Origin of the sequence: Bacteroides helcogenes P 36-108, assembly GCF_000186225.1 — a bacterium.
Lineage (GTDB): Bacteria > Bacteroidota > Bacteroidia > Bacteroidales > Bacteroidaceae > Bacteroides > Bacteroides helcogenes.
In genome coordinates, this window is record NC_014933.1 from 391,388 (window position 1) to 403,838 (window position 12,451).

Genomic DNA, 12,451 nt, shown 5'->3' on the forward strand with positions numbered 1-12,451 from the left:
TAACAAGGAAACGAATATCATGGACAATAACAAAAAACTCACACGCTCACGCAGCGACAAAATGTTAGTCGGCATTTGCGGCGGACTGGCAGAATACTTCGGACTTGACTCCTCAATGGTGCGTATCGGCTATGCACTACTCACGCTATTCACTGCATTTGCAGGAGTACCGGTATATTTAATAATGTGGCTTATTGTCCCGGAAAAAAGATAAGAACGACATGATAAAAGTAGGAATCATCGGCGGAGCCGGATATACGGCAGGTGAACTGATACGTCTGTTGCTGAACCACCCGGAAGCGGAAATCGTATTCATCAACAGCTCAAGCAACGCCGGCAACAAAATCACCGACGTACACGAAGGACTGTACGGCGAGACAGATTTAGTATTCACCGACGAACTGCCGTTGGACGAGATTGACGTGCTCTTCTTCTGCACCGCACACGGCGACACGAAGAAGTTCCTCGAAAGCCACAACGTGCCCGAGGAGCTGAAAATCATCGACCTTTCTATGGACTACCGCATAGCCTCACCCGACCACGACTTCATCTACGGACTGCCGGAACTGAACCGCCGCGCCACCTGCACCGCGAAACACGTAGCCAATCCGGGCTGTTTTGCCACCTGCATCCAATTGGGGCTACTGCCGCTTGCCAAGCACCTGATGCTGAACGAATACGTAATGGTGAACGCCATCACGGGCAGTACCGGCGCAGGCGTGAAGCCGGGTGCGACAAGCCATTTCAGTTGGCGCAACAACAACATGAGCGTATATAAGGCCTTCGAGCACCAGCACGTGCCCGAAATCAAGCAATCACTCAAGCAGTTGCAGAACAGCTTCGACTCGGAGATAGACTTTATCCCTTATCGTGGGGACTTTCCGCGCGGCATCTTCGCCACCATCGTAGTAAAGACCAAAGTTTCTCTCGAAGAGATTACCCGCATCTACGAGGAATATTACGCAAAGGACTCTTTCACGCATATCGTGGAGAAGAACATCGACCTGAAGCAAGTGGTGAACACCAACAAATGCCTCATCCATCTGGAGAAGCATGGCGACAAGCTGCTCGTCATCTCCTGCATAGACAACTTGCTGAAGGGAGCCAGTGGCCAGGCGGTTCACAACATGAATTTAATGTTTAACTTGGAAGAGACAGTAGGCCTCAAGCTGAAACCTTCCGCTTTTTAATGAAGAATGAAACTATTCGACGTATATCCCCTTTTTGACATCAACATCGTCAAAGGGAAAGGCTGCCGTGTATGGGACGAACAAGGTACGGAGTACCTCGACCTCTACGGCGGTCATGCTGTCATCTCCATCGGACATGCACATCCGCACTATGTGGAGATGATAAGCCAACAAGTGGGCACATTAGGATTCTATTCCAACTCCGTCATCAACAAGCTGCAACAGCAGGTGGCAGAGCGACTGGGCAAAATCAGCGGTTATGAGGACTATTCCCTGTTCCTCATCAACAGTGGCGCCGAGGCAAACGAAAACGCTTTGAAGCTTGCCTCGTTCTACAACGGACGCACCCGTGTGGTGTCTTTCTCCAAAGCTTTCCACGGACGTACATCGTTGGCGGTGGAAGTGACGAACAACCCCAAAATCATCGCTCCCATCAACGACTGCGGACACGTCACTTACCTGCCGTGGAACGATACCGAAGCCATGAAGACTGAATTGGCAAAGGGTGATGTCTGCGCCGTAATCATAGAGGGCATACAAGGCGTAGGCGGCATACAACTGCCTACCGCAGAATTCATGCACGCCCTGCGCCAAGCCTGCACGGACCACAACACGGTATTGATATTGGACGAGATACAAAGCGGCTACGGACGTAGTGGCAAGTTTTTCGCCCACCAGCACTATGGCATCAAGGCCGACCTCATCACCGTAGCCAAAGGCATCGGTAACGGTTTCCCGATGGCAGGCGTACTCATCAGCCCGATGTTCACGCCGGTGTACGGACAATTAGGTACGACTTTCGGCGGCAACCACTTGGCTTGCAGTGCAGCACTTGCTGTTCTGGACGTGATGGAACAGGACAACTTAGTGAAAAATGCCGGGAAAGTAGGCGCCTATCTGTTAGCGGAACTGAAGAAGTTCCCGCAAATCAAGGACGTGCGCGGCATGGGACTGATGATAGGTTTGGAGTTTGAAGAACCCATCAAGGAACTTCGCTTGAAGCTATTGAAGGAACAACACGTATTTACAGGCGTCAGTGGTACAAACGTACTCCGACTGTTGCCCCCTCTCTGCCTCAGCATGGAGGAAGCCGACCTGTTCCTCGAACGGTTCAAGAAGGTATTGGCGTAAGCCGCCCCCACACGCCTTGCAGCACTTGTCGGCAAGGCGCATCAATCAATAATCAGCAAAAGAAAGTGAAGCCCTGCCGGGAGATGAGAATCTCCGTGGCGGGGCTGCTTGTCTATAATTGATACAACTCCTTTTCCCCCTACTTTCTCTTGTTACAGCCCCCAAAAACAGCGTTTGATATACAAACCACCCGCTTTGATATACAAAGTCCTCAACGTCTGCCGGCAATATCTACTTTTGTCTGTCATTAAAAAGCCAAAAGAAAATATGAACAAGACAAGAAGACGTACCAAACACGATATGAAGCGCTCTATCACCAAAAGAATCGGAATATATCTATTAATGATATTCTTCAGTTTTCCCTCCCTCGCCCAGCAACTCAGCCAAAGTATCAGAGGCACTGTAACCGACCAAGCGTCGGGCATCTCCATTGCCTACGCCACCATCCAACTGACGGACATGCCCGATAAGGGAACCGTTACGGACAGCGTGGGCAACTTCCTGTTGAAAAGCATTCCCTTGGGACGCCACACGGTGAAAGCCTCTTTCATAGGCTATGAATCCAGCTTGGTGCGCGAAGTATTGGTTTCTTCCGCCAAAGAAGTGTTTCTATCCATCACCATGAATGAAAACACTCAAGAACTGAAGGAAATCGTAGTGCGCCCGCAAGTCAACAAAGAGCAGGCGCTCAACAAGATGGCACTGACCGGGGCACGTATGTTCAGCGTAGAAGAGGCATCCCGCTATGCCGGAGGATTGGACGACCCCGCACGTCTGGCAAGTTCCTTTGCCGGAATATCGTCCGGCGTATCGCACAATGGCATCTCCATTCACGGCAATGCACCACACCTGCTGCAATGGAGGCTGGAAGACGTGGAGATTCCCAACCCCAACCATTATGCAGACATCGCCACCTTAGGAGGCGGCATACTCTCCTCGCTCAGCAATCATGTATTGGGCAATTCCGACTTCTTCACCGGGGCATTTCCGGCAGAATACAGCAATGCCGTATCCGGTGTCTTCGACATGCAACTGCGAAACGGCAACAGCCGCAAGATGGAAAATACATTCCAGATAGGCGTATTGGGCATAGACTTCGCTTCGGAAGGGCCATTGAGCAAGAAGCACCGGGCATCGTACATCGTGAACTATCGCTACTCGGCCACCGGACTGCTGACCAACACCGGCATAGTGGACTTGGGAGGAGCTTTCGACTATCAGGACTTGAATTTCAAGCTGAACTTCCCTACCCGCAAAGCAGGTTCTTTCTCCATCTGGGGCTCCAGCTTGATAGACAAATACGGAAGTGACAAAGAAAACGATGTGGACAAATGGGAATATACGGATGACAGCTCACAGTCCAAGATGAAGCAATACATGGCATCCGGAGGCCTCAGCCACCGCTACCCCATCAATGAAAAAGGATTCTTGAAGACTACGCTGGCTGCCACTTATTTCAGAAGCACCGCCTTTGCCGAAACATTCGATACCCATCTGAAAGCCTCCCCCAACCTGGACATGGAAAGGGAGAACACCAACCTGATAGTCACTTCGGCCTACAACCATAAGTTCAATGCACGCTTCATCAGCAAGACCGGGTTTACTTTCACCGAAATGTTCTACAACACGCAGATGAGTATCGCACCCTACATAGCCCAACCCATGAACCTCATTTCACTGGGCAGTGGCAACACCAGCCTACTCGCTGCCTATACCAGCAATTCCATCACCATAGGCAGCGTGACCATGAACTTGGGACTGAACGCGCAAATGCTGATGCTGGACAAGCACCGGACACTGGAACCGCGCATGGGTCTGAAGTGGCGGACATCTGCCAAGACATCCTTTGCCATGGCCTACGGTCTGTATAGCCGGATGGAAAAGATGGACGTGTACTACACCCGCACGCCCCAAACCGGAGAAAGCCCGGTGAACAAGGAACTGGACTTCACCAAAGCGCACCACCTCATGCTGACCTTCGACTATAAAATCTCAGACAACATGACGCTGAAGATAGAGCCCTACTTCCAAAGGCTGTTCAACGTTCCGGTAAGGCCCAACGACTCTTACTCCGTACTGAACCGCACCGATTTCTACATCGAAGATGCCCTGGTGAACAAAGGAAAAGGGCGGAATATGGGGGTAGATATCACTCTGGAGAGATACCTCGACCGGGGATACTACTATCTGTTCACCGGCTCTTTCTTCGACTCCCGCTACTGCGGAGGAGACCAAGTGTGGCACAACACCAAATTCAACCGCCACTATATTCTCAACCTGTTAGGCGGAAAAGAATGGATGACAGGACCGGGCAAGCAGAACGTATTGAGCCTGAACGCTAAAATCACCCTGCAGGGAGGCGACCGTTACTCACCGATAGATGCGGATGCCACCTTAGCCCATCCCGACAAGGAAGTGCAATATGACGAGACACGAGCCTACAGCCAGCAATATGGAGCGATGCTATTGGCAAACTTCTCCGCCAGCTACAAAATAAACAAGAAGAAATGTACGCATGAGTTTGCCATCAAATTGGTGAACCTGACCGGCTACCAAGAGCACTACGGGCACTCCTACAACCTGAAGACCGGAAAGATAGACGAGAACAAACAAATGACCGCCCTGCCGAATATCTACTATAAAATAGAGTTTTAAGAGATAAATGTAGTACTTTTGGCACAGCATAAAAAAAGACGAGGAATGAACCATCCCGACACAGCAAGCAAGACCTCCTTTCTGCACAAATTCCTGGTAGAATCCGGCTACAAGCCGGCCAGACATCTGCTGCTTGTGGTCATTATCATTGTCATCTCCTTGAACCAAGCTTTCATGACTTTCCGAAGCGGGTTGGACATCTTGGGGAGCCGGGTCTATCTACAAGCCTTCCTGCTGTGTCTCAGCTACCTGCTGACCGGCTACTTCAACCTCTACTTTCTGTTGCCACGCTATCTGCTGAAAAAAGAATATGCGCGATACACGCTTCTGCTGACCATCTCCGTCTTCCTGTTAGTAGCCCTGCAAACGGTGGAAGAACGCTATCTGCTAACCCACTTCAACATCTCCAATGAATCTTATGACTTCCCCGGCATCTACCTCAACAACCTATCGGCTTTTGCACTGGTCTTCCTGAGCCTGTCGGGAGCAGCCGTCACCATCTTGCTGAGACACTGGCTGACGGAGAGCGAAAGAGTGGAACAACTGGAGAAAAGACATGCGCAAGCAGAAGTGGAACGGCTGAAGGAACAGGTCAACCCACACCTCCTGTTCAACGTATTGAACCGTGTCGGCGTGCTTGCCACGCACCAGCCGGGCCAAGCTTCGGACATGCTCATCAAGCTGAGCCAACTGCTACGCTACCAATTGTACGACTGCAACCGGGAGCAAGTGCTGCTGAGCAGTGAAGTGAAGTTCCTCAGCAACTATTTAGCCTTAGAGCAAGCCTACTCACACACATTCCGGTTCACGGTGCAGGAAGACCAGCATGTCGCCTACATCCTGGTGGCTCCGTTGCTTTTCATCTCTTTTGTACAAGCCGCCATCATCCGGCTATACGAAATGAGCCAAGAGACGACACTGACAATAGACTTTACCGCCACGGACAACGGCATCACCTTCTGCTGCAACAGCCGTCCGGCCCCCCTATTCGACCGGATAGACTACTCCAAAGTGATTCAACGGATAGACATACTCTATGCGAAACGCTATTCCCTGATCACAACGGCACATCAACTCACCCTGAATCTGAAGCAATGACTCCTACATCGACACCCCAACACCCCGGAGAGCACACAGTCCCTTCCTTGTTCACAAGCCCCCGGCTCAGAATATACAGACACCTCATCCTGCAATCCGTCATTCTGATTATGACCCTCAACATTGCTTTGGACCGAGAGGCAAAGCTATGCGGCCAGTCCGGCAACACCATCGCCTGGGCAAGCTATTACCTGCTCGTCAACTGCGGCATCTACTTCAATCTCTATGTATTGGCTCCCCGCTATCTGGAAAAGGAGAGATACAAAAGGTATCTCGCCGGCATAGCATGTACTACGGCCTTTATCTTGGCGGGAGTCTTTGCATTGCAGGCCAACGTATTAGATTCCCAATCACCCGAAACCATCCTGAGCCCCGGCTTGGTATCGCTGAACCTTCTTTCTTCTACACTCGCCATCGGTCTGATGCTTGCCGGGACTTCCACCTTCTTGCTGCTACGCCACTGGGCGGGCTACAACCAGCGCATCAGTGAGCTGGAGTCGAACACCCTACAGTCTGAGTTAAAGCAACTGAAACGGCAGATTAACCCGCATTTCCTCTTCAATATGCTCAACAACGCCAATGTCCTTCTCAAGAAGAACCCGGAAGAAGCTTCACAATTGCTGTTCAAACTGGAAGACATGCTGCGCTATCAACTCAACAGCAGTTCGGAGGATGAAGTCGCGTTGAGTTCCGACATCCGTTTCCTCAACGACTTCCTCAATCTGGAGAAGGTGAGACGCGACCACTTTGAATACACCCTCTCCAAAGAAGGGGACATAGACAGGATATACCTGCCGCCGCTTTTGTTCATTCCCTTTGTGGAGAATGCCGTAAAGCATAACCCGGACAATGAGAACACCTCCTACGTACACCTTTCCTTCAAGATGTGGAAGCAGCAACTCACCTTTCAATGCACCAACTCCAAGCCGAAGAAGAAAGCCGAGACAAGTACGGCAAAGGCAGGAGGACTGGGCTTGAAGAACATAAAGCGTCGTTTGGAACTGCTATATCCGGACAGATATTCTTTGGAAATAGACGAAACAGAAGACGAGTATAAAGTAAACTTACAACTGACATTATGAACTGCATAATCGTAGATGATGAACCGTTGGCACGCGAAGCCATCGAATTGCTGGTGAAGGACATAGCTTGGCTGAACCTCACCGGAAGCTTCAACCATGCCGCCTCGGCAGCCTCCTTCATGGAGGGACACACGGTAGACCTGATATTCCTCGACATACAGATGCCCGGCATCACCGGCTTGGAGTTTGCCCGGACCATCTCCAAAAGAACCCTCATCATCTTCACCACCGCCTATTCGGAATACGCCCTTGACAGCTATGAGGTGGATGCCACAGATTACCTCATCAAACCCATAGAGCCGGAGCGGTTCAAGAAGGCGGCAGAAAAGGCGCTTGCCTACCATTCACTGCTGCTGCAAGAGGAAAAGGAACACATAGAGCCTGCCGACGACGACTACTTCTTTGTGAAGTCGGACCGGAAGTACTTCAAAGTGAACTTCGAGGACATTCTCTTTGTGGAAGGACTGAAAGACTATGTGATTCTGCAACTGGAAGAACAGCACATCATCACCCGGATGAATCTGAAAGCCATGTACGACCTACTGCCCAAGAGCACTTTCCTGAGAGTGAACAAATCGTATATCGTGAACACCACGCACATCGAAGCTTTCGACAACAACGACCTCTTTATCAAAAGCCACGAGATAGCCATCGGCAACAGCTACCGGGAAGCGTTCTTCGATGAATTCGTTGCCCGCAAAAGAAAAGGATAAGCCACCCACAACAAACAGCAACGAACGGGTAAAAGAGTTGCCGATATAAAGAAAGTGCAGCCCTGCCGGGAGATGAAAATCTCCGTGGCGGGGCTGCTTGTATTCAAGAAAATTCTACTAAATGCCTTTTTAAACTTAATGCATTCTTAATGAATTAAATAATTCTACTTTATTCTATCTGTATAGAGAAAAGGCGGTATATTTACAACAAAATTTATATAATGGCTAAAATAACAGTTCAAAATAGAAAGTTATTAAAATAACATTGCACTCATACAGTAATGTCAATAGGAAAGCATTTAATAAGAACTAAAACTAAATTGATATGAATATTAAATCATTTATCGGACTTACATTAGTCCTATTTGCATCATTCGCCTTCACAGCATGTTCCGATGAAGACGAGGTAACACTATCTTCGGAATGGGAAACTGTTTTGGATAATCATGGCAGTAATTATGACTATGACGATAATGGACAATGTTTCGGAGACGGTGGAGGAATAAGTAAAGAGAATTTTAACCAAATGTTCATTGGACATGGTTGGAAAAACTATGGCACGTGGGAAATTGACGAGAATGGGAAAAGACTTTCAAACGAGTATTATAGTAACATGTATGGAGCAAGTCCTACTTATTACTATTTTGACAATGAAACTCAATTGACAACATACTATCATTCAGATGCAGAAGCCGGTGCGGTTAAGAAGAACGTCATATCATATAGTTTCAATGAAAGATATAATGGTACATCAAGAACTGTTTTGTTATTAGATTCCGACACATACCTTCAGATAACAGGTTGGACTCAAGGAAGCCAACCCAGTTTTTGTATGCTACATTCGCTGGGAGTAAGAAGTAATAACAGAGAAATCTATGGGGTGTCCATATACGTACAAATGACTGATAAAGAATTAAGTGATTTGCAGAATAGCGTCAAATAGAAATTAATTGTAATAATCGCATGAAAAACAATGATGAAGCCAACTGAAAAACAAAGATTACTTTGCTAAATCAAGTTCATCCGCAAGGCTATCTCCACCGCAGCGGCGGTATTGGTGACATTGAGCAATGAGAGAATGTCCTGGCGATGGCGGCTCACCGTATGGACAGATATACACAACTTATCCGCAATCTGCTTGCTGCCATAGCCTTTGGCCAACAAAGAGACTATCTCAAGCTGCCGCTGACTGAGCAATCGACTGTCGCATTGCATCAGGCAGACGGCCTCTCCGGTAGAGGTGTTTATGATACTTTCATTGACAGCGCCTTGTCCATTCCGGAACGGGATGTAGGTGCACAGCCCCAACCACGCATTGCCGTTGGAGTCCAACTTTATGTAGCGGGTGCTGTGATAGACAGGCAAGGGCGCTTGCCCTGCCCGTTGGAAGTGTATGAGGCAACCGGCCGCATAGTCTGTCTTTTCGGCTGCGGGCACGCTCTTCAGGAAGTGAAAGAAACGGAGTTCGAGTATATGCCTCTGCAACAGTTCCTCATCGGGGATGTTATTGAAAATCTTGTCCTCGAACGCCGTATCAGCATCAATGAACGACTCCGACAGACCCAATATGCGCCCGAACGCTCCTGAATAGATATAACAAGCCTTGCTTTGGAAATCGGAAATGACGGCAATGCCGTTGGTGGCTTGTGCATAGGCCTGCGCATAGCCCCTCACGGTGTTCAGAGTGTGAAGCCGTTCGTTTCCGGTATCAAAGGATTGCCCGGTCAGCAGTTCTTTCAGTTCTTGTTCTTTCATTGTGCATTTGGTTATATTTCACCATTGCGGGAATAGTGGAAAAGACCTTATTTTGCAGCAAAAATAATCCTTTAAAATAGAATGAACAATGAAAAGTAGTACTATGTGCAATTTGTTTCTCACAGGAAGCCTGATATTGGCTTCTTGCCAACCCAAGAGTCCGGCAAAGTCTGACGACGAAACACCGCAGGCAGCGAGCGAAACCGTCATGAACAAGATTACAGACTGCAAGGTCAGTGCCGGAAACATCACCTTCACCAATGCCATCAACGGAGCGGAGAACTGCGTAAAGCTGCTTGACGACGGCGCATTGGAGTTTCATTGTGCCGAAAAGCTCGACTTCTTCTGCGACCCTGACGGAAAACTCTCGAACACCACCCTCCCCATCCTGCTTGTCCCGGTGGACAACACCCGTCCTTTCACGCTGGTGGCGCGGGTTACGCCTGAGTTCACGGCAGAAGGGCTGTACAATGCAGCCGATCTCTTTGTGTATGCCAACGACTCTCTCTGGCAGAAGCTTGCTTTTGAGCAAGATGAATATGGCAACCATCGCATAGTTTCCGTAAGGACGCAAGGGACTTCCGACGACAACAACCACGACAAATTAGATGTAGCCTCGGTCTATCTGAAGATATCATCCGATACCAGAACCATAGCCAGCTACTACTCCACCGACCGGAAGGAATGGCACATGGTGCGCCTCTATAAGAATTATTATCCGAAGGACATCTATCTGGGCATCAGCAGTCAGTGCCCCCAGAAGGGTAGCTGTACCAGCCGCTTCGAGGACGTTTCCCTGACGCATGACAATGTAAGCGACTTCCGCATGGGAGAGTGAGTTTGCGCAGTTTCCATCATGCTTCCAACTTCATCATATTCTTCATGTAATTAAAGCCCAAGTCGCCATACAATTGACGTGCCATATCGGAGGTTTCGAGATATATCTTCCCTACGCCTTGCGCCAATGCCTGCCCCACAAGCCAGCGGACAATCCGTTTGGCTACCCCTTGATTACGGAAAGGCTCACTCACGTAAATATTCATCAGATAAGCGCAGCGACCGTCTCTGTTGTCGGGCGAAGGCATCTCGTCGTAGAAGCAGATGCCTCCGCAACCGATTACTTCACCTGCAACGTTTGCCGTGCAAGCTATGTGGCTGCCGTCTGCCAAGTGTTGTTCATAATACCCTCGGTTGCTGCGTTCCAATTCGGTGGTATCCTCTCCCTCGGGAATGGAAAACACGCAACGCAGCACTTTCATTCTCCAGAACATCAACAAATCAATGTTGTCACTTCTTGTAATAGCGATGTCGTTCATAAGCTCCCCTCCTTCAAGATGACGGGCAGCGCCTTCCGGTCTATCTTACCGTTTGTGGTCAGCGGCATTGCCGGCATGGCTACAAAATATTCGGGAATCATAAACGAAGTCAGATACTTGGACAAATTCCGCTTCAGGTGTTCGATAGACAAGGAGGTACGTGGCACAATGTAAGCAACAAGATAGGATAATCCTTGTGTGTCCGTGTAAGGACAGACCACGCCACGCTCCACTTCATGACAGGCACAAAGCACATTCTCCACTTCGTCACATTCCACACGCTTGCCCATTATCATTACTTGTTTGTCTTTCCTGCGCAGAAAGGCGATATTTCCATCGGGCAACCGATAACCGAGGTCTCCACTGCGATAGACACGACGGCCGTCTGCCATATAGGTGAAATTTGCATTTTCCGGTTTTCGCCCGATGTACCCTTGTGAAATACCGTCACCGAAGATACCTATTTCACCGATTTCTCCATCTCTTACCGGTTGCAAATGAGCGTTCAGAATTTCGATGGTTGTTCCCAATACCGCTTTCCCTATCGGATAAGTGCCATCGGCAAGAGGTTTCACATCGTTACATCTATAATAAGAGGCACAAACGGTTGTCTCGGACGGGCCATAAGTATTGTAGATTTCCACTTTATCTGCCAGACGACTGATATAGGAAGCCCGAAGTACGTCACCGCCGCTGATAAGTAGCCGGAGGCAAGGAGGAATACTCTCCAACTTATTCATTTCGAGCAACAGATAGGGGAAGCCACTTATTTCCGTAACACGGTTATCCTCTACAAACCGCATGAGTTTCCGAATATCCGATTTTGCTTCTTCCGGTGGAATGACAAGTGTCGCACCGTTGAGCAGCGTGGTGAATACTTCTTCCACGAAGATGTCGAACGAACAGACGGAATATTGCAGCATCGCGTCTCCTTCTTTCACATGAAACTCATTCTTGAAAGCACGCACATAGTGACACACATTCTTGTTGTCGACCATTACTCCTTTGGGTGCTCCGGTCGTCCCCGATGTATAAAGTACATAGGCGAGTGACTGCGAGTTTCCTTTTGCCGTTACAGCGATGTCGGATTGTTCCGCATCCAATCCGCACTCGATAAACATCTGAGGCATCCCGTCCAACAGTTCCGAATATTCACGATGGGTGATTATGAAATCAACATCCGACTCTTGCATCATATACCTGATGCGTTCCACCGGGAATGTCGGTTCTGCGGGGACATACGCCGCCCCGCTTTTCAGAACAGCAAATATTGCTGCTATCATCTCCACACTGTGGTTCATCACGATGCCTACAAACTTCGGGCTTTCTACCGGGAACTCGGCGATTATCGCATCTGCCATCTTATCCAGCTCTCCAAATGACACTTTTCGTATTCCATCCGTCACCGCCGGCTTATCAGCCCCTGTCAGAACTTGTTCTTTGAAAAGCGTGTAAATAGTCTCTTCCATACTTCTAATGTTTTTTTAGTTTCTAAGTACAAAAGTACGGCA

Annotated in this window: 12 protein-coding genes; 9 read left to right on the forward strand and 3 right to left on the reverse strand. The window is 49.0% G+C overall.

Translation table 11 applies throughout. The annotated features are described in order from the left end of the window. Positions 1-19 precede the first annotated feature (19 nt). From BACHE_RS01475 to BACHE_RS01510, 8 genes are all read left to right on the forward strand, one after another. Positions 20-214, forward strand: a complete 195-nt coding sequence (locus tag BACHE_RS01475) for a PspC domain-containing protein (protein WP_013545928.1) — start codon at positions 20-22, stop codon at positions 212-214. A gap of 7 nt (positions 215-221) precedes the next feature. Then, positions 222-1,190: an N-acetyl-gamma-glutamyl-phosphate reductase gene (argC, locus tag BACHE_RS01480; protein ID WP_013545929.1), complete on the forward strand. Its 969-nt coding sequence runs from the start codon at positions 222-224 to the stop codon at positions 1,188-1,190. Positions 1,191-1,196: 6 nt separating this feature from the next. After that, positions 1,197-2,321, forward strand: a complete 1,125-nt coding sequence (locus tag BACHE_RS01485) for an aspartate aminotransferase family protein (protein WP_013545930.1) — start codon at positions 1,197-1,199, stop codon at positions 2,319-2,321. A 300-nt stretch (positions 2,322-2,621) separates the two neighbouring features. Next, entirely contained in the window at positions 2,622-4,976 is a 2,355-nt protein-coding gene (locus BACHE_RS01490) for a TonB-dependent receptor (RefSeq protein ID WP_041579553.1), read from the forward strand. Between the two features lie 45 nt (positions 4,977-5,021). After that, on the forward strand, positions 5,022-6,074 hold the full coding sequence (locus tag BACHE_RS01495) for a sensor histidine kinase (protein ID WP_013545932.1): 1,053 nt from the start codon (positions 5,022-5,024) through the stop codon (positions 6,072-6,074). After that, entirely contained in the window at positions 6,071-7,156 is a 1,086-nt protein-coding gene (locus BACHE_RS01500; RefSeq protein ID WP_013545933.1) for a sensor histidine kinase, read from the forward strand. The genes BACHE_RS01495 and BACHE_RS01500 overlap by 4 nt, the downstream gene beginning before the upstream one ends. After that, a complete protein-coding gene (locus tag BACHE_RS01505) occupies positions 7,153-7,869 on the forward strand; it encodes a LytR/AlgR family response regulator transcription factor (protein WP_013545934.1) in 717 nt (238 codons plus the stop codon). The genes BACHE_RS01500 and BACHE_RS01505 overlap by 4 nt, the downstream gene beginning before the upstream one ends. 325 nt (positions 7,870-8,194) lie before the next feature. Further along, positions 8,195-8,812: a hypothetical protein gene (locus BACHE_RS01510; protein ID WP_013545935.1), complete on the forward strand. Its 618-nt coding sequence runs from the start codon at positions 8,195-8,197 to the stop codon at positions 8,810-8,812. A 65-nt stretch (positions 8,813-8,877) separates the two neighbouring features. On the opposite strand, the gene BACHE_RS01515 is transcribed toward BACHE_RS01510, so the two are convergent. Further along, positions 8,878-9,624: a response regulator transcription factor gene (locus BACHE_RS01515; protein WP_013545936.1), complete on the reverse strand. Its 747-nt coding sequence runs from the start codon at positions 9,622-9,624 to the stop codon at positions 8,878-8,880. A gap of 88 nt (positions 9,625-9,712) precedes the next feature. Between BACHE_RS01515 and BACHE_RS01520 the strand changes: the two genes are divergently transcribed. Next, a complete protein-coding gene (locus BACHE_RS01520; protein ID WP_013545937.1) occupies positions 9,713-10,462 on the forward strand; it encodes a DUF1349 domain-containing protein in 750 nt (249 codons plus the stop codon). 16 nt (positions 10,463-10,478) lie between these two features. Here BACHE_RS01520 and BACHE_RS01525 read toward each other — a convergent pair whose 3' ends face one another. Next, positions 10,479-10,940, reverse strand: coding sequence for a GNAT family N-acetyltransferase (locus BACHE_RS01525; protein WP_013545938.1), 462 nt, complete (start codon positions 10,938-10,940; stop codon positions 10,479-10,481). Then, a complete protein-coding gene (locus tag BACHE_RS01530; protein ID WP_013545939.1) occupies positions 10,937-12,409 on the reverse strand; it encodes an amino acid adenylation domain-containing protein in 1,473 nt (490 codons plus the stop codon). The genes BACHE_RS01525 and BACHE_RS01530 overlap by 4 nt, the downstream gene beginning before the upstream one ends. Positions 12,410-12,451 lie beyond the last annotated feature (42 nt).

Bases quoted from the DNA above. Each gene is read 5' to 3' on its own strand.
- BACHE_RS01475 (WP_013545928.1), top strand. From the start codon at position 20: ATGGACAATAACAAAAAACTCACACGCTCACGCAGCGACAAAATGTTA.
- argC (WP_013545929.1), top strand. From the start codon at position 222: ATGATAAAAGTAGGAATCATCGGCGGAGCCGGATATACGGCAGGTGAA.
- BACHE_RS01485 (WP_013545930.1), top strand. From the start codon at position 1,197: ATGAAACTATTCGACGTATATCCCCTTTTTGACATCAACATCGTCAAA.
- BACHE_RS01490 (WP_041579553.1), top strand. From the start codon at position 2,622: ATGAAGCGCTCTATCACCAAAAGAATCGGAATATATCTATTAATGATA.
- BACHE_RS01495 (WP_013545932.1), top strand. From the start codon at position 5,022: ATGAACCATCCCGACACAGCAAGCAAGACCTCCTTTCTGCACAAATTC.
- BACHE_RS01500 (WP_013545933.1), top strand. From the start codon at position 6,071: ATGACTCCTACATCGACACCCCAACACCCCGGAGAGCACACAGTCCCT.
- BACHE_RS01505 (WP_013545934.1), top strand. From the start codon at position 7,153: ATGAACTGCATAATCGTAGATGATGAACCGTTGGCACGCGAAGCCATC.
- BACHE_RS01510 (WP_013545935.1), top strand. From the start codon at position 8,195: ATGAATATTAAATCATTTATCGGACTTACATTAGTCCTATTTGCATCA.
- BACHE_RS01515 (WP_013545936.1), bottom strand. From the start codon at position 9,624: ATGAAAGAACAAGAACTGAAAGAACTGCTGACCGGGCAATCCTTTGAT.
- BACHE_RS01520 (WP_013545937.1), top strand. From the start codon at position 9,713: ATGAAAAGTAGTACTATGTGCAATTTGTTTCTCACAGGAAGCCTGATA.
- BACHE_RS01525 (WP_013545938.1), bottom strand. From the start codon at position 10,940: ATGAACGACATCGCTATTACAAGAAGTGACAACATTGATTTGTTGATG.
- BACHE_RS01530 (WP_013545939.1), bottom strand. From the start codon at position 12,409: ATGGAAGAGACTATTTACACGCTTTTCAAAGAACAAGTTCTGACAGGG.